This is a genomic window from Bacillus cereus group sp. MG16, from assembly GCF_040459875.1.
Taxonomy (GTDB): Bacteria; Bacillota; Bacilli; order Bacillales; family Bacillaceae_G; genus Bacillus_A; species Bacillus_A paranthracis.
Window position 1 is genome coordinate 3,513,273 of record NZ_JARVHE010000001.1, and the last position, 18,442, is coordinate 3,531,714.

An 18,442-nucleotide genomic window follows, 5' to 3' on the forward strand; every position below is an offset into this window, starting at 1 on the left:
ATTCTTATTTTCCACCTGTAATTGTAATTCCTTCAATAAATTGTTTTTGTAAAAAAATAAACAATAACAACATTGGTAAAATCGCTAAAAATGATCCCGCCATTAGTACAGGATAGTTTGTTGCATATTGCCCTTGTAGTGAAGATAAACCAACTGATAATGTCATCATATCTGGTGAATTATTTACAATCATCGGCCACATCAATTCATTCCAAGACCAGAGTGTTGTAAATATACCAAGTGCAATTAAACCTGGTTTCGCAAGAGGCAGCATAACATACCAATAAATTTGGAAGTGATTGCAACCATCTAATCTCGCCGCTTCTTCTAGTTCCTTTGGAACGCCCATAAAAAACTGACGCAATAAAAAGGTACCAAATGCACTAAATAACCCAGGTACAATTACCGCTTGTAATGTATTCAACCAATCCAGTTTTACCATAATTAAATATTGTGGAAGCAAAAACACTTGAGCTGGAACCATTAGGACGGAAAGAGTTAGTAAAAACAGTACATTTCTACCTGGAAATTGTATTCTAGCAAAAGCATAAGCTGCTAATGAGCATAAAAACAACTGCCCAATCGTTCTAGCTATTGTAACAATTACAGTATTCATCATAAATTTTAAAAATGGTAATAAGTTGAATATTTCCGTATAGTTACTCCACATAAATTGAGATGGGATAATAACTGGTGAAACTTGAACAGATTCTGCATAAGTCTTTAGAGACGTTAATATCATCCAAATAAAAGGACCAATGGTTAATAAGGCACCTATGATAAGTATTGTATGAATCATAATTTTATTTTTATTGACTGCACCTACTCTTTTATTCATCATAATGCACCCACTTTTTCTGTAATATCATTTGAATCGCTGTAATGATTAATATAATAATTAATAATACAACTGCTATGGCTGCCGAATATCCTTTTTCATTCAAAATAAAGGCATTTTGATAAAATAAATAAACAATAGATTGTGTATTTTCAATTACATTACTTGTTCTACCAATCATCATAAAGATGAGATCGAATACTTGAAATGCCCCAATTAAAGACATAATCGTTACAAAGAAAATAACTGGCGATAAAAGTGGCAATGTAATCTTAAAGAAAATTGTAATTGGCCGGGCTCCATCCATAATTGCTGCTTCATAGTATGTTTTAGGGATGTTTTGGAGACCAGATAGAAAAATAACCATGTTATATCCTATCCCACCCCAAATCGCAACTATAATAATTGAATATAATGCAATGTTAGGGTTGGTAAGCCAATTAGGACCATCAATTCCAAAGCATGATAACATGTAATTGAGTAACCCATAGTCAGAATTATAGATCCATTTCCATACCATCGCGATTGCAGCAGGCATTGTAATAACAGGTAAAAAATATAATGTTCTATACAGGGATTTCCCTTTAATGTTTTGATTTAATAGCACCGCTAATATGATGGATAAAAATATACTGATTGGAACAGTAAGCACGATATAAATAAATGTATTTTGAAAAGCCTTTCCTAAATCTTGATCAGTAAACATCTTTTTATAGTTTTCTAATCCAATCCATTCATAGCTACCAAACGCATCCCACGCTGTAAAACTAAAATAAATATTTTGCAAAATTGGCCACATATAAAAAATGAATAACCCTAGCATAGTTGGGGCAATCATGACATATGCCCATATATAATCTAATTTCTTTTTCTTTTTATATTTTTTTTGTATATGTGTGTTTTTTTGCTCCACTACCTTTATTGATAGATCCTCCATCTCTTCACTCCTCCCATAATTTTTGATTTAAAGTAAGGAGAGGATCCCTCTCCTTATTTTTTAGAAAGAACTTCATTTGCCTTCTCTGTTAATTCTTTTGTTGCATCTTCAACATTCAATTCTCCTCCCCATACCCTTTTTAATACTTTTGTTTCTTGCTCCCATAAAGCTCCTGTATTTTTCACACTCGGTAATGGGTAAGAATATTCAAGACCAGTGATATACGCTTGTAAATTCAAGTTTGGAACGGATTTAACCCATGCTTCTTGTGTTCCATTAAAAGCAGGAATAACTGTTCCAGTTTCTGCAAACACATCTGCTGCCTCTTTAGAACCTAAATATTTCACAAATTCCCAAGCTGCATCCGGATATTTTGTTTTCGCTGAGATGACATTTGCTAGACCATGAATCATAACAGCTCTTTCTTTCCCTTTTGGCATAACAGCAATATTTAAATCAGGATTTTTCTTATATTCTGGTACCATCCAAGGCCCATCAAAAATCATCGCTACTTTACCTGATAAAAACAAATCAGATGCTGTTGTCTCTGTCATTTGAGCAAATGTTGGTGATAATCCTTCTTTAATAAAACTAATGTTATAATTAAACGCTTCAATTGCTTGTGGTTTATTAAATCCTACTGTTTTTTTATCTTTAGAAAGAACATACCCTTTATTTTGGTAAATGAGATCATAATAGCCACCTTGATTTCCCATTGCTGCTGCAAATCCCCAAACATCTTTTTCCTTTTTCGTCAATTTTTTTGCAGCTTCTTTCATTTTCTCCCAATCCCATGAATCATCTGGATATGCTACTCCAGCTTCATCAAATAATTTTTTATTATACCAAAGTGCCGTTGTATCAAAATCTTTTGGAATACCGTAAGTTTTATTATCTACTGTATATAAATCAACTAAAGATTTCGGATAATTTTCCAATTTATACTTATCCTTTTTCGCTTTATCATCCAAAGGCATCAATACTTTCCCCGAAGCGTATTTCACAACATTTGGTCCATTCATCCAAAATACATCCGGCAATGCATTTCCTGTTGCTGCCGTTTCAAGCTTCTGAAAATACTGCCCGTACGCTGTTAATTCTATTTTCACCTTAATATTCGGATGTTTTTCATTAAACTGTTGAACCACTTTTTCCACTGCTGGTAGTTGTTTCTTATCCCAAAGTGCATACCGTAATTCTATTTTTTCATCTTTAGATGACGTGTTAACTTTTTCGCCACTGTTAGAACATCCTACTATTGCCAATAGCAATGTTGACAAAAAGAAAATAAACCACTTTTTCATCCCTTTTCCTCCTCTAGAAACAATCATCTATATAACATCATCTTTACTTATGTTTCTTGTAATTCACTGACGACAAGTTAAACTAATATAATCAACTTTACAAAAGATTTGGAGCACCTTGTAAATAAAGCGTTTACAAACGAATTTTATTCATTTATAAAAACAATGCTCTTCTCTCCCTTCCCTATCAATTTTAGTAGACTTATGTCATTACCAGTTGAAGGAATAAACTATCATTGATATATTATTTATACATATACCAATTTGATCACGACATGATGTTGTCATTACCAGTTGTTATGAAGTATAACACTATCACTTTTTCCTCCGCAATATATTTTCTGAATTTTTTAAATTTTCATCACGAACTGTATTAATCCATTATCCCTATATAATTTGTTATTAATAAATAATATAAAGATAAGGAGTGTTGATATGATTCAACAATTAAAAAAATATTACGCTAAAGATATAAAAATTAATGAAGCCATACTTTCTGAAGATTACAGTTGGTTTTTGATTGACGGGAATAGAGTAGGAATTCGTAAATCTCGCTTACATAAACGGGAGTGTCAATTGCTTTCATCCCTCTTAACTCCCATCCATACTGACACATGCTACGAAACAAAAATAGAAAAGTATTGGTACGAAGCGTTATATCAGAGTAAAGATATTCAAATAACATCTGTACGCTTTTTACATTTCTTCACAACGCATCCTATAACGGAACGAGAAGAATTTCATAATGCTTTACATTCAATACTTGGTTTTGATACTCCTACAATATGGGAAACTTCACAAACTGGAGTCCTCATCTTAACAGAAAATATATCTGAATATAGATTGCAAACAGCCCTTGATACGCTAGAAACAGATTTTTTTATATTCTTATCCTTTTTTGTCGGCAGACACTACACCCAAACCAATCAAGTTTCTCACTTGTATCAATGGGAACGAAATTTATTTTCTTATCTTTCTCCCTATTTATCAAAGAAAATTACATACATTGAACAACTTCTCCCTTATCAATTAATGACCTTATTACCAAAAGAAAAAAGAGAAAAATATACAAATCTTTTATTGGAAAATGTTTCCAATGATAAAGAACTAATAGAGAGTATTAAAGTATTCTTCCAATGTAATTTAAATGTATCACTTGCGGCTAAACAATTATATTTACACCGAAATACTTTACAGTATCGAATTGACAAATTTATTGAAAAAACAGGATTGAATATAAAAACATTTGAAGGTGCTGTGGCTGTTTATTTGGCTTTTCTTTCTTTGAACATCTCGTAATTTTGCATAAAAAAATTAACTTTTTTTGTGCAACTTACCAATTCACCTTACATTAAATAAAACTTATAATTCAGTTAATTATAAAAATAGGGGTGATGTATAATGGCCGAACTCGTATTAAATCATATTTTCAAATTATACGATAATAAAACAACTGCTGTTTCTGACTTCAATTTACATATTCAAGATAAAGAGTTTATTGTATTTGTTGGCCCTTCTGGTTGTGGAAAATCAACTACTCTACGGATGATTGCAGGTTTAGAAGACATTTCTGACGGCTCATTTTATATTGATGGTAAACTTATGAATGACGTCGCTCCAAAAGATCGTGACATTGCAATGGTATTTCAAAATTACGCACTATACCCACATATGTCTGTTTACGATAATATGGCGTTTGGTTTAAAATTACGAAAACTACCAAAAGATGAAATTAATCGTCGTGTAACTGAGGCAGCAAAAATATTAGGTCTTGAAGATTATTTAAAGCGAAAACCAAAAGCATTATCGGGTGGACAGCGCCAGCGTGTTGCATTAGGAAGAGCTATCGTTCGTGATGCAAAAGTATTCTTAATGGACGAGCCTCTATCCAATTTAGATGCTAAATTACGTGTAAGTATGCGTTCAGAAATTTCTAAGCTTCATCGCCGCTTAAACACAACTACTATATATGTAACACATGACCAAACGGAAGCAATGACAATGGCATCACGCCTTGTTGTGATGAAAGATGGTATCATACAACAAGTTGGTACACCAAAAGAAGTCTATGATACTCCTGAAAATGTTTTTGTTGGCGGATTCATTGGTTCTCCGGCCATGAATTTTTTTACTGGAACATTAAAAGATAACTATTTTCATATAGAAAATATTCGTTTTAAAGTACCAGAAGGGCAATTAAAAAAATTGCAGAAAAAGGGATATAACAAAAAAACACTTATACTCGGTATTCGTCCAGAAGACATTCACGATGAACCAATTGTCCTTCAATCTTCTCCCGATTCAACTGTCGAAATTAATGTTGAAGTTGCTGAACTATTAGGTGCTGAGACTATGATACATGGAAAACTTGAAAATCAAAGTTTTGTCGCACGAATTAATGCTCGATCAGAACTGAAAGCTGGCGATAAGCTTTCAGTAGCCTTTAGTTTAACAAAAGCACATTTTTTTGATAGTGAGACAGAACTACGTATACGTAACAATTAAATACACTTAATTGATTATTCTAAAATTAGATGTACAAAAAAGCTGTGTAGTATGACCTTTACACAGCTTCCTTCTTTAATCCCTTAAACATACTATTACTATTTAACCTTATGATGAGAGAATTCTTCTCTTAAACATTTTGATATTAATCATTTTATTTGTAGGGTTAAGGGGATGACCGTCCGTTTAATTAAAAACAAATGAACGCTGTTAGTATCACATACCATTGCCATATCAAACTCGTTACATATCCCTTCAACCAACACCTTAAAACATTCTTCTATTATCATTTATTTCTGAAAAATTAAAACAAAAAATCTGAAGACACTATCTAAACTTCGGATACTTAAAGTACCACGATCCTTACGGTTTTTAGTAGTATTCCGGATCCAACTTCCCTTTCATTTCATTCCATGCCTAAAGGCGGATCGGCTTTCTTGTTTAGAAAAAGATGTAATAAAACTAAGTACAAGCATAGCAAATAATATAATAACTCCTAACCCAATATTCATAAAACGAATCCCTTACATTATATGGTATAATTTAACATAAAGAGAAGATAATAATAAATAAATCCGTTACAGAATGGGAGCTCTCAAAAAATGAAACGAAAAATATTAACTCTCTTTACGCTTATATGCTTAGCACTACCAATACAAGCTAGTGCATACACATTTCAATCACTACCAATTGCATCAAAGTCTAAACAATGGTATATCGAAATTGATAAATCTCATAACGTAAACAAGCAAGCAATCCAGCCAAAACAAGGTGTATTTGATACATATAGTTTACTCGTAAAAAACATCGGTCATGATGTATCAAACGTATCCGTGGAAATACTTGATAACAATCCTACCTCTAAAGCTACCTTTAAACCTACTACACCTAATGAAAATATTTCTAAAAGTCATACAAGCTTTGACTACATGGTATTCCCATTAGACTTTAATAGCCATAATTTTAAAGTTGTGATTACTTGGGAAGAAAAGAACTTTTCTTACAACGGCCATCCAGTAAATGAAAGTAAAAAACTGAAACAAACATTTGTATTTAATGAAGAGTAAGCCCTAATTAAATTAGGGCTTACTCTTCATTTACAAAACCAGTTTGAATGGCTTCTGTCACTTCTTTTGTGATGTCCAGTTTTGTTGCATCGGTGCTAATTTTCTTATGCCAAATATGCACGGAAGGCTTTTCGTTACAAAAATGTTTTATTAATACTAGTTGATTATATGCTAGCTTATTTTCTCTATGGGTAGCAATATAGACTGTGAAATTTTTTGCTTCAAAGATCTTTTCCTGCAAAGTATATTGGTTGTCCCATTCCTTTGCGACTATATCGTTCAAATTTTTTATAAGCATATAAGTCGTTCCCACCTTCCCTTATATCATCAATCAAATCTTCGAATACTCGGCACACATAACGCTACTCCAATTGTTACAAGTACTAAAATAGCTAATGTTATAATCGTTATCTCGCCACCTATGACAGTAGCTAACCATCCTACAACTACATAACCTAGTGGCAATAAAGCAAATGAACCTAACATATCAAGGCTTGCCACTCTTCCAAATGCTTCTTCTGGCACGAGCTCTTGTAAACTCGTTTCCCAAATGAGTCCAAATATCATCATACCGAACCCTTCAATTGCCATTAATACAACTAAAACAGGTGCCCAAGTAATGAACGGCATTATTAAAAGCGCACAACCACTTATTAAAACACCACCATAGGCAAGTATTCCCCGCTTATACCACCGTTCTCTCCCGCCGAATATTTAGCGCAGCAACTACAGCTCCAACACCAGAGGATGCCATTCCTAATCCATACACATATGCTTCAAAATGATGATGAACATTAAATAACCATGGAATTAATACGACGATAATTCCTGCATAACAAATATTGATGAAAGAAAAGACTAAAATTGTAATCCATAGCCACGGATGACTTTTTAAAACAAAAACACCTTCCATAAACTCTTGTTTATAATCGACTTTTTTCTTTTCAATAGGTTTTACTTTTTTAAACTTTATTTCTCTTAAAAATAATAAACAAAAAAATGATAACAAATATGTTACTGCATCTAGTCCAAACCCTATTCCGGCAGATGCAACTGAAACGATCAATCCTCCAAGAGCCGGTCCAATTAGTCGTATACCTTGATTGCTCATTTGCGTTAATGAATTAGCTGCATTTCGAATTTCTGGTACAAATACTTTCGCTCTTACAGCCGCATATGCTGGCTGAAATATCCCTTCCATAAGTCCATATAATGCTACAAGTACATATAGAAGTGGAATTGTTAAAACATCCATAAATATAAGTATTGCAAGTAATAGCATTAATACGCAGCGAATTATATCTGTAAATAACATTACTTTCACCCGATCCATTCGATCTACGACTAATCCAGCAAACGGTAACGCAAGGATATTAGGAAGCATGTACATTGCCATAGTCATTCCCATTACAACTGTTGATCCAGTCAATGAATATACAACGACTGGCAAAATAACCATCGTTATCGAACTACCTAAAGTCGAAAGCAATTGCCCGATCCATAAAAATTTAAAATGTGGTGACGCTTTAACCGGCAATAACAATTTACCGATATAACTTAAACTTTTCTCTGTTGGTATTTCTCCTTGCATATACCTCTCCTCTTTTCAAATTAAGTTAACAATAAAACAAAAACAGAAAATTCAATCTTCAACACTTTTAATTATATATGAAACGGTTTAATTATTGGTAAAAACATAAAAAAGAAACTCATACTGAATCTAAAAATATTACATGTTAAATATAAATAAAAAAGGTGTTTTCATAAGTGAAAACACCTTTTTTATTTATATTTTTAAGTTCTTCTTCAATGTCCAATATTTTTCTTGAGCGTTTTCAAATGAAAATTCTACCCAGCCGTTTGGATCTTCACGATATACATTTACTTTCTTGCCACTTTCTAATTTTCCAACTTCATTTTGCGTAATATTTGGTACACTCTTAATTGTATAGCCAAATGGATATGGTACTTGATAGTAAGAGCCTACTAATTGAACAGTAGCTGTTGCATCTTTTGCATAATCTTTATATGGAATTTCTTTTCCTAATGCCTCTACATTCAATGTATTAGGATTCTTTGGTAATCGTTTTACATTTTCATAATCTTTTTTGTTAAACGGTTTAATACGCTCCATAAGATTAGCGATTTTGCCAGCCCATTCTTTATCTGTTGCATACTTAATATTCATAGCAGGCAATGTGTAACCATTAAAATGATCAGCACCTTTTTCTAAGTAATTCTTTCTTACATAATCAGCATTGTAAGAAATACTGTCCTTGTATGATGGTAAATATTTTGCGTATGCAAATGGATCGCGATCATATGCTCTTAAACCAAATAAATTATGTTTACGATATGCAATTTCTGATTTACCGTAACCAGATTCTAAAATTGCATGTGCAGCTAAGTATAATGCGCTCACACCATACTCATTTTGTGCTTGAATAAAATCTTGTCCAGTTCCAATAAGCGGACTGTCAGGGTGCCATTCTTTAATAAATCCATCAATCTCCTGTGCCGTTATGTTAGATGGCAATGTCACATCTAGATTCATATATGATGGTTGTTCAACAGGAACATCCTTTTTTATTTGCATCGCTTTATATAATAATTGTGCATAGCCTTCACGCGTTAATACACCTGATGGATCAAATCCTCCAAGTCCATTCCCTGCCGCTACACCATTAGATTGCAATGCACTAATTGCTTCCTTTGCCCACCAATATGTTGCATCTATATCATCAAATGTATGTGGTGCTTTTACTTCTAATTTAAATACTTTTTGCAAAATAACAGACATCTCCGCACGTGTTAATGATTCTTTCGGTCTAAACGTTCCTTTATCATCACCTACGAAAATCCCCATATCTGTTAATGCTAAAATTTCCTTTGGGAACATTGTCGTTCCTGCACTAATATCAGAGTATGGATTTTTATAATCACTTTTTGCTTCTGGTTTTAATGCGCGATACATTAATGCTGCTACTTGCTCACGAGTTACAACATCTCCGAAGCCGAATTTACCATTATCGTAACCTGCAATAATCCCTTTTGACGTTAAATCATTAATTGCTTCAAGTGCCCAATGATTTTTTGGAACATCTGGAAATTCTTTTGTAGATGCAAACGAAGTTGCTGGAGCCATCACTACTTGAAGTGCGACTGTCACTGCTAACACATTAGAAATAACTTTTTTCATAATTTTTTTAACACGTTATGTATATGCTTGTCCCGTGTTAACTTGCCTCCCTTTATCGTATAATTTTCCCTATTAAACTAACAAACTCTTAAATAGTCAACAGTAAAATTATACGTGATAAAAATAAACTAATCTACCATTATTTTATTCATAATCAGCATAATACGATATATCTTTTTATTCCGATACAAAATTACATAAAATCACATAAAAAGCCCATCTCTATGTAGACGATGGACTTAGCAATCAATATTGTTATTTAGCTAAACGATATTTTTCAACATCGAAACCTTTCCATTCATAATAATCTAAAATCCCAGCATAAACTGCCTCAGCAGCAATTTGTCTTCCTGATTCAGTAGCTAATTTACCATTATCTATATCATTATCAATAAAGGCAAGCTCTGTTAAAACTGCTGGTACTGTATTATTATTTACTACATAAAGTGAGTGATTGTCTTTTATATTTCTATCTCTTGTATGTAGTGCTTCTAATACTCTATTTTGAATTTTCTTTGCTAACACTTCACTATCCTTTTCAATCTGTGTCTCTTCTCCACGCTTGGATTTTTTATAATAATACGTTTCCGTTCCATGACCATCATGATTTTCAGAAGAATTTGCATGAATGCTTACAAATATATCTGCATTGTTCTCTTGACCAAATTTCACTCGATTCGCAAGAGATTCATTTTTGTTACTTCCTGGATTTCCGTTCTCTTCACGTGTTAATAAAGCTTTTAAAGGTGTATTTTTTTCTAACAACTTCTGTAATCTTAAAGATGTATCAAATACGATTTTACTTTCCTCTACACCTTGCCCTGGATTCCCTGGATCAAATCCTCCATGACCAGGATCAATAATAACTACCTTTTCTACTAAAGGGTTACCTATTTTAAGAGAATCTGCCTTTTTTATAAATTGAGCTGCCTCTGCTTTAGTTAGAATTTTTTCGGGCTCCCATTTGTCACCAGTTCCAATAGAAATCCCTAATTCAACTAGAATGTTAGCTTTTGCTTTACCCCAACTTTTTTCTAGATCACTAAATTTAGTTGCTGGAGTACCATTTACTTTAGAATCTAATTTGTAAGCTTCTACAATAAGAGAGGCCATTGAAACTCGGTCAATTTTCCCAGTTGGATCGAATACGCCCGCTCCTTTCCCTTTTACAACGCCAGCTTTTTCTACAGCTGCGATGAATGGGGTATACCATTGGTTTTGAGAATCACCGAAAGATGGTTTAGCATTTTTATCGATTGGTAAGTTTAAGATTTGAGCCATCATTGTAGCTGCTTCTGCACGAGTGATTTCTTTTCCTGGCTCAAACATTCCTTTTTCGTTACCTGTAACTGCACCTTTCTCTACTAAATAGTAAATAGAGTCTTCTGCCCAATGTTTAGCTGGGACATCTGGAAATTTTTTCGTTTGCGCGAAACTACTAGATGAATAAGATAATATACTAGCTGCAATTACTCCTGCTGCGATTATTCTATTTTTCATAGAATATATTCCCCTCTCAAGTACGATGTATTGATGTAACAGACTAATTATAGTTCTGAAAATTAGTAATAGTCAATTGAAAATTGTATAATTTTGTATTATTATTGTATTTTTTGTCATACAAAACTATAGTTAAAAACTATAAGATTTTATTAAGAGGAGAGATTCATATGAGCAACAATTGGAAAGATATAGAGCACCGTATGTATACAATGTGTATGATTCAGCGGAATAACAAAGTATTGTTAATACAGCGCCCCAATCACCTTGGCTTCCCTGGTTACATCGCTCCTGGCGGAAAAGTAGATTTTCCAGAAAGTATCGTTCAAGCTACTAAACGGGAAGTAAAAGAAGAAACTGGATTACTTGTTTCAACCTTAACCTTTAAGGGATTAGATGAATACGTAAATCCGAAAGAAAATGTTCGATATATGGTATTTAACTATTGGACAGATTCATTTGAAGGTGAGCTTCTTGTGGACCCTCCTGAAGGTAAATTATTATGGGTACCAATCGCTACAGCACTAAATCTTCCTATGCAAGATTGGTTTAAAGAAAGATTCCCATTATTTTTTGAGAAAGGTACGTTTGAAATTCAACGTGTTTGGGACCGAGACTTAGATAAACAAGTTGCTATAACAATTACCCATACGTAAAAAAGCTTGGAATCTTTCCAAGCTTTTCTTACTTCCTCTCTATTTTCTTTATCTCATAATCAATTTCTAAAAACTTAACTCCAAATATCCACATTTTATGGTTAGCTTCTAACATTTGATTTGTGCCCTTTTTAATAATAAACGTCTCTGCTAACGGTAAACGGATTGTAAAGAAACGAGTATGTAAATAGATCCCCTCATCTCCCTTACCATTTCTTCTTAGCTTACTAGTAATCATTAAATCATTATTATCATTGCGTAATTTTAAAATCCCCGTCATATTCGAATAGTGTAAAGGTAATGCAATATTCATGTATGTCTCGTTCTTATATATATGCTTTGAGTAAAGAGCTACAAAAATAGATTCTTCTGCTTTATTTTTTCTTAGCCAAGCCCTTACATTCTCTCTTCCATCCTTCTCATCTATTACCCCAACGATAGAGCCATACATCGGTTCCCACTTGCCGCCCATTCCTAAATGTATTTGTCTTATACGCTTACTTATTTTCTCATAGCAAAATGCTACTGGGCGGAACCAACGAGTCCATTTAATATGCGATTGTAATTCATACTCTGTTGTATTTTCATAAAAACGAATAATACTTACAGGAATCTTGGCCCTATCAAATATCCCACTATGGAAATCATTCATTTTATCAACTAAACCTTTGTATTCCTTGCTATCTATTACATTTCTGTTATGCAAAAATGCTTCACCAACTGTCGCCTTTCCTCTTAATCTGCTCATTGGTTTCCCGTAATATTTATAGTTCGGAACACTCTTTTCAATCATCCAGCCGACAAATGCCGGCAACGCTACTCCAATTCCATTAACAACACCGTGAATCCAAACCATTTGAGCAATTGTAATCGTCATTACATGTTTCAAATTCCCATAAGAATATATAAGTGAAAACATAATTGTTACCATGAGTGTACTAGACGATATGATTAGGAGGATTTTTGCGCTGATAGCATTAAATTTCGCTTTCCAAACGTAAATGCTATAACCATAAATCGCACATAAATATAGGCACACTGCAAAAAATTCAAATACCCTTGAATATGTAATCCCTATCGCAACTGTCATCGGTGAAATGGCTATAGTAAACATAATTGCATCATATACTTTACTGCTCTTTTCTCTCTTCCGCCCTATTAAACCAGCTGATAATGGCAATAGAAATGCAGAGTAATGAAAATGTGCAGCGGTAAGCAAAATGATGTCAGAACTAAAGTGCATAATGGAGAGTTTTGCTACAGAAGCAAAAAACCAAAAACCACCTAAAAACAAATAAATAAACGCACTATCGATAGCTGTCTCTTCTAACGGTGTCCATCCTCTTTCTAGTAATCTATTTATACCAAATAACGCAACGATCCCCGTATATACAAACCAAATTATCGCAAAGATATATTGATTTGTTACGAAAGCTAACATTGCACAAATCGCTGCTATCGGATATAAAAACGATACGGATTTATAAAATAATACATACGATCCATTTCGTGCTCTTTTATCAATAATACAAAAAGACATCGGTATAAATAACAAAATAGATAATAAAATAATTGCTTCAACTGGGTTTACATTTGACCACTCACATATTAGAAAAATAATATAACAAGCAAGCCCAACTATTATATTTTTCATATCATTTATTTCCTCTCCACAAATGTTCCCCTATATGAAAATAATGAACCAATTAACGGATTGCATACTTGTACATGAATTCGAAAGCACTGTTTTGTTTCATCATAACTTTCTACAATGTTAGCCTCTCCGTATAAGAATCTAGGTAACGGGATTTTTCTTCTAAACATGTAAAACCATTGTTTCTTTGAAGAAATATGCATCGCCCCCATCTCATCAATATGAAAATTCAGTGTAGAAACAAGTATGTGTGGTTCACCAAAATAATCTACAATTTCATTTTCATCGAATTTCATTACCGCATTAAAATATCTTTTCTTATTACGAAAGTAAAAAGTTCGATTCCACCGCACAAGTTCCTTTCCATGTTCATCTCGCTCAGCGGTATTATGTATTGTAAATGGCACTTTCTTCCCACGCTCAGGGAAAAACATTCGAAACTTCGATGCAATTTTTAATATCAATTTTACGAAAAAAGAACCTCCGTAAATTTCATCCATCTTTCCTTCTCCAGTAAAGCTATTTTCTTCTGTAATCTCATAGCGTTTCTGTAATTTTGGATGAAGTTTTTTATAAGAATCCCCTAATAGTCTTTCATACATATTAGCCATACATTATCCCTTTCTCTTCCTCTTGCAATTTTTTGCACTTGGTAAATCAAAACTATTTATATAACCGACAATCGATACCCCCATTAGTAAAACGTTTAATGTAATTGGATTAAACGGCTCTGTAAAGCTTACGATATTCGTAAATCCTGCCACTATCGTTAAAGCTATTAACATAAAAATATGTAGTATAAATAATTTTTGTTTTGGAACTGGAAATAGCCATATGATACCAAAAATAATTTCTAACATCCCTATTACTTTAAGAATCGCAATACTATTTCCAGTTGAACCAATAATTGCAGAAAGCATCTTCATCTCTTCTGGATGACTGAAAATTATTTTTGGGAAGATCCCTTGATACATCCATACAAATGCAAATAAAAAACATACGAGCCAATATGTCATTGTTCTTCTAATTAGCAACCTAGGGTGAAGCCCCTTTTCTAACCATAATTTTAAAGCATCAAAACTCCAAGCAGTTGCCCAGCCTAATAACGGCCGAAACATATAGAAATCTATTACATTCCCTATACGACCAAACCTCGTATCATAATCATATTGCGTCTCAAAATGAATATGTTCTTTACAAGGTGTATACTTCCAATAACCACGCCCTATTTGAATAAGTGATAATTGATTTTCTGTCCAAAATTTTAAAGAAGAAATCCGTTCACCTGTTTCTTTTCTTATTTCACCTATCGATTCCCCTTCCCCAGATATTTCAAGTCCAAATCCGATTTTTGTTTTATATAAAAATTTCTGTGGTTCTCCTTCTTTTTTCTCTAAATATGAAATTTCAGTAAAGCGGGCATCCCATTCTGTATGTATATGTGGTTCTTGCGTGTATTCCCATAATTTCTCCATTGTTGTGTTCATTTCTGCTGAAACATAAATAGGCTTTTTCCCTTTCATTCTTCCACCTCCAATGAACTATAATTTTAATGTACATGTAATAAATTTATTTTGCTACATTTTTCACAAACTCCCTCATAAAAAGATAGAATTTTTAAAATATATATAAAACACTTGATTCCTCGAAAAATTTAAATTATTATAAAACAAATGTTACCAACAACTTCATAAATCAAACACTCTCGCCTAAAACGTGAGATAGAGGTTGCGATACTTATGAGTATTCTAATGGAGACACAGAGATGTCTATGAAATTAGATGAAAGGAAGTATTGCCGAAATCGATATATTTCTCTGTATGTATCGATTGGGGCTGTTTTCGAATAGAAACAGAACTGTCATATGTACAGACGTGTACGTATGAAGAGCTATCTACAAAAAAGAGATATCATTTTTATGGTATTCCTTTTTTGGCGGTTTTTTTATTAGCTCCGTTTTCTGTTTCCCTTTTCCTGTAACAGCACCATCCTCACTTATTTGAGATGGTGTTTTTTGTTTTTCTCTGGTAACTACAGGAATATTGGGATTTATATATGTCCTAATCTATTCTTAAAAATGGATGAAAGAAGGAATTCGTAATGGAAACGATTGTACAAAAATTTGGTGGCACTTCTGTCGGAAGCGTTGAACGCATTCAACATGTAGCAAATTTAATTATTGAAGAATTTGAAAGAGGACATAGTATCGTCACTGTCGTTTCGGCAATGGGAAAAAGTACAGATGAACTTGTCGCACTCGCTAACGCGATTACAGAAAATCCGAGTAAACGCGAAATGGATATGCTTCTATCAACAGGAGAGCAAGTGACTATTTCATTATTAACGATGGCACTACAAGCAAAAGGTTATAACGCAATTTCATTAACAGGATGGCAAGCTGGTATTACGACAGAATCTGTACATAATAGTGCACGGATTACTGACATTCATACAGATCGAATTCAATCTTATCTTGCTGAAGGTACGATTGTTATCGTAGCTGGCTTCCAAGGCGTTAGTGAAAACCATGAAATTACAACGCTTGGACGCGGTGGTTCTGATACAACTGCTGTTGCATTAGCTGCTGCACTGAACGCAAAAAAATGTGATATTTACACAGATGTGACCGGCGTATATACGACGGATCCACGAGTTGTAAAAGATGCTTATAAATTAGATGAAATTTCTTATGACGAAATGTTAGAACTTGCAAACCTCGGTGCTGGTGTATTACACCCGCGTGCTGTTGAGTTTGCTAAAAATCATAATGTCATTTTAGAAGTTCGCTCAAGTATGGAACAAGAAAATGGAACAATTGTAAAAGGAGAATGTAACATGGAACAACAATCAATCGTTAAAGGTATTGCATTTGAAGATAATATTACACGTATCACATTGAAAGGATTGGAACAAGGCTCGCTTTCAACAGTTTTCTCTACATTAGCAGCGGCACATATTAATGTAGATATCATCATTCAAAGTATTACAAATGAAGGAACTGTTCATCTCTCCTTCTCCATCCATTCTAATGATTTAAGAGAAACATTAGAAGTATTGGAACAAAATCAAGAGGCACTTCACTATGAATCAGTAGAATATGAAAATCATTTAGCAAAAGTATCAATTGTAGGATCTGGTATGGTATCTAATCCAGGTGTTGCTGCGAATATGTTCACTACTTTAAAAGAAGAAGATATTCATATTAAAATGGTAAGTACATCAGAAATTAAAGTGTCTGTCGTTATTGACCGCCTGCATTTAGTAACAGGTGTCGAGGCGCTGCATCAATCATTTATGGCGAAAATTGAGCCTTTAGTGCAGATGAGCTAATTTCTACTAGTAAAACTTAAAACAAATTATATGAATCTACTTCCTTCCTATATAAATAGAAAGCTATTTGCATATAGAGTAATAAGAAATGTATTTATCATTTAAATAATACACTTCATTCTATACAACGATCGGGCCCTTTAAGAGCATACAGCGTAGAAACATTTTTCGGGGAAATCGCGGTATTGTTTGTTAACAAGATACTATATGACATACTTAAAAACAGCTTGTCACATTTTCCTATACTGTGACAAGCTATTTTTTGTTTGAAAGGAATTTGTAACTTTTTAATAGTATAATTAAGAAGATGATTAGATAATACACTTTTACATATAAGGAGATAAAGACAATGTCAAAAAATAAATTACTCAGAATGGACAATGTTAGCATCGTTGTAGAATCCCTTGATCATGCAATCTCTTTCTTCGAAGAGATTGGGTTAAAACTCGAAGGGCGTGCCACTGTCGAAGGTGAATGGGCTGGTCGCGTAACTGGACTCGGTTTGCAGTGCGTAGAGATTGCTATGATGGTAACTCCAGATGGCCATAGCCGCATTGAACTTTCGCGATTTCTTACCCCGCCTGCTATAGCAGATCACCGGGCAGCTCCTGTCAACGCCCTCGGTTATTTGCGCGTCATGTTCACCGTTGAAGACATTGACGAAATGGTATCTAGGCTTACTACTAAGCATGGTGCTCAGCTCGTTGGCGAAGTAGTTCAATACGAGAACTCTTACCGTCTCTGCTACATTCGTGGAACTGAAGGCATTTTAATCGGTTTAGCGGAAGAACTCGGTAATAAATAAGTAATGTTTTATTAGAAGCCTTTACTGAAGTAAAATATTTGGAAGAACTTTACACTTAATAAAACTTAGATTTTGAACCCCGTCCTAGCTTTAGAACGGGGTTATACTTGTTTGAGCTTTTTAACATACTATTAATATCCTAAAATCATTATAAAACAATTTATTTTCTTGTTATACTCTTTCCTAGGAAATATAACTTACTCTTCTCACTTTTTATCATATATATCTTTTCTTTTAAAAAACGATCTGAACTCATTCAAAATAACTTTCTTCACATCCGAATAAAAAACCATCATGAATAGTGCAATTACTAATACAACCACCTGTATTTTTTCATAATCAATGAACGCACTCATAATTAGTAAACCAAATCCAATATAAAAACCAAACTCGTTCTCTTTCTCAAAATCCTCATTTTCTTCATCAATATGTATTTTTTCTTTAATGTTTTGATTCCCTTTTATTAACTCATCGAGCGTAACATTGTACATTTCGCTCAATAAAATCAAATTATCAATATCAGGACAACTTTTATTATTTTCGCATTTACCCCGCTTTAACAGGCAGTAAATCTCATCAAAGCTTTTAAGCATAATCAAGGCAGCTAGATGCGATTAACTGCCTATAAAAGCCCGATTGGTTCAACT

At 33.4% G+C, this 18,442-nt stretch carries 15 protein-coding genes, 2 pseudogenes and 1 riboswitch; of the genes and pseudogenes, 6 read left to right on the forward strand and 11 right to left on the reverse strand.

What is annotated here, in order from left to right; translation table 11 throughout:
• Positions 1–4: 4 nt before the first annotated feature.
• The 3 genes from QCI73_RS18105 to QCI73_RS18115 are packed head-to-tail and all read right to left on the reverse strand — an operon-like array spanning position 5 to position 3,079.
• Complete coding sequence (locus QCI73_RS18105) at positions 5–838, reverse strand: carbohydrate ABC transporter permease (protein ID WP_002163696.1); 834 nt, start codon at positions 836–838, stop codon at positions 5–7.
• Complete coding sequence (locus tag QCI73_RS18110) at positions 831–1,775, reverse strand: carbohydrate ABC transporter permease (protein WP_000389887.1); 945 nt, start codon at positions 1,773–1,775, stop codon at positions 831–833. Before QCI73_RS18110 ends, QCI73_RS18105 begins: the two co-directional genes overlap by 8 nt.
• A 53-nt stretch (positions 1,776–1,828) precedes the next feature.
• On the reverse strand, positions 1,829–3,079 hold the full coding sequence (locus QCI73_RS18115) for an ABC transporter substrate-binding protein (protein ID WP_000758667.1): 1,251 nt from the start codon (positions 3,077–3,079) through the stop codon (positions 1,829–1,831).
• Positions 3,080–3,514: 435 nt separating this feature from the next.
• Here QCI73_RS18115 and QCI73_RS18120 point away from each other — a divergent pair, with 435 nt between their 5' ends.
• From QCI73_RS18120 to QCI73_RS18130, 3 genes are all read left to right on the forward strand, one after another.
• Positions 3,515–4,378, forward strand: coding sequence for a PucR family transcriptional regulator (locus tag QCI73_RS18120; protein WP_353823483.1), 864 nt, complete (start codon positions 3,515–3,517; stop codon positions 4,376–4,378).
• Between the two features lie 102 nt (positions 4,379–4,480).
• Positions 4,481–5,584, forward strand: a complete 1,104-nt coding sequence (locus tag QCI73_RS18125; RefSeq protein ID WP_000829438.1) for an ABC transporter ATP-binding protein — start codon at positions 4,481–4,483, stop codon at positions 5,582–5,584.
• Between the two features lie 602 nt (positions 5,585–6,186).
• A complete protein-coding gene (locus tag QCI73_RS18130) occupies positions 6,187–6,651 on the forward strand; it encodes a hypothetical protein (RefSeq protein WP_000823325.1) in 465 nt (154 codons plus the stop codon).
• A 19-nt stretch (positions 6,652–6,670) separates the two neighbouring features.
• On the opposite strand, the gene QCI73_RS18135 is transcribed toward QCI73_RS18130, so the two are convergent.
• The 4 genes and pseudogenes from QCI73_RS18135 to QCI73_RS18150 all read right to left on the reverse strand — a co-directional run bounded on the left by QCI73_RS18135 (position 6,671) and on the right by QCI73_RS18150 (position 11,350).
• Positions 6,671–6,949 carry a hypothetical protein gene (locus QCI73_RS18135; protein ID WP_000905834.1) on the reverse strand — a complete coding sequence of 93 codons (279 nt, stop codon included), beginning with the start codon at positions 6,947–6,949 and terminating at the stop codon, positions 6,671–6,673.
• A gap of 29 nt (positions 6,950–6,978) precedes the next feature.
• A pseudogene (locus tag QCI73_RS18140) lies at positions 6,979–8,242 on the reverse strand (MFS transporter).
• A gap of 195 nt (positions 8,243–8,437) precedes the next feature.
• Positions 8,438–9,850: an S-layer homology domain-containing protein gene (locus tag QCI73_RS18145; RefSeq protein WP_353823484.1), complete on the reverse strand. Its 1,413-nt coding sequence runs from the start codon at positions 9,848–9,850 to the stop codon at positions 8,438–8,440.
• Between the two features lie 255 nt (positions 9,851–10,105).
• Positions 10,106–11,350: an N-acetylmuramoyl-L-alanine amidase gene (locus QCI73_RS18150; protein WP_353823485.1), complete on the reverse strand. Its 1,245-nt coding sequence runs from the start codon at positions 11,348–11,350 to the stop codon at positions 10,106–10,108.
• A gap of 170 nt (positions 11,351–11,520) precedes the next feature.
• Between QCI73_RS18150 and QCI73_RS18155 the strand changes: the two genes are divergently transcribed.
• Positions 11,521–12,006, forward strand: a complete 486-nt coding sequence (locus QCI73_RS18155) for an 8-oxo-dGTP diphosphatase (protein WP_353823486.1) — start codon at positions 11,521–11,523, stop codon at positions 12,004–12,006.
• A 28-nt stretch (positions 12,007–12,034) separates the two neighbouring features.
• Here the strand turns inward: QCI73_RS18155 and QCI73_RS18160 are convergent, their stop codons facing one another.
• The 3 genes from QCI73_RS18160 to QCI73_RS18170 are packed head-to-tail and all read right to left on the reverse strand — an operon-like array spanning position 12,035 to position 15,183.
• Entirely contained in the window at positions 12,035–13,660 is a 1,626-nt protein-coding gene (locus tag QCI73_RS18160) for a YndJ family protein (RefSeq protein ID WP_353823487.1), read from the reverse strand.
• Positions 13,661–13,665: 5 nt separating this feature from the next.
• A complete protein-coding gene (locus tag QCI73_RS18165; RefSeq protein WP_070805725.1) occupies positions 13,666–14,271 on the reverse strand; it encodes a DUF4166 domain-containing protein in 606 nt (201 codons plus the stop codon).
• 3 nt (positions 14,272–14,274) lie between these two features.
• The gene (locus QCI73_RS18170; protein WP_353823488.1) at positions 14,275–15,183 is read right to left on the reverse strand and encodes a DoxX-like family protein; all 909 of its coding nucleotides are present in this window, start codon (positions 15,181–15,183) and stop codon (positions 14,275–14,277) included.
• A gap of 191 nt (positions 15,184–15,374) precedes the next feature.
• Positions 15,375–15,561: riboswitch (Lysine riboswitch) on the forward strand.
• Positions 15,562–15,760: 199 nt separating this feature from the next.
• Between QCI73_RS18170 and QCI73_RS18175 the strand changes: the two genes are divergently transcribed.
• Both QCI73_RS18175 and QCI73_RS18180 read left to right on the forward strand, forming a co-directional pair.
• Entirely contained in the window at positions 15,761–16,990 is a 1,230-nt protein-coding gene (locus QCI73_RS18175) for an aspartate kinase (RefSeq protein WP_327923140.1), read from the forward strand.
• Between the two features lie 349 nt (positions 16,991–17,339).
• On the forward strand, positions 17,340–17,795 hold the full coding sequence (locus QCI73_RS18180) for a VOC family protein (RefSeq protein WP_327923139.1): 456 nt from the start codon (positions 17,340–17,342) through the stop codon (positions 17,793–17,795).
• A gap of 206 nt (positions 17,796–18,001) precedes the next feature.
• On the opposite strand, the pseudogene QCI73_RS18185 reads toward QCI73_RS18180, so the two are convergent.
• Positions 18,002–18,343, reverse strand: a pseudogene (locus QCI73_RS18185) (helix-turn-helix domain-containing protein); the annotation flags it as partial.
• Positions 18,344–18,442: the final 99 nt, after the last annotated feature.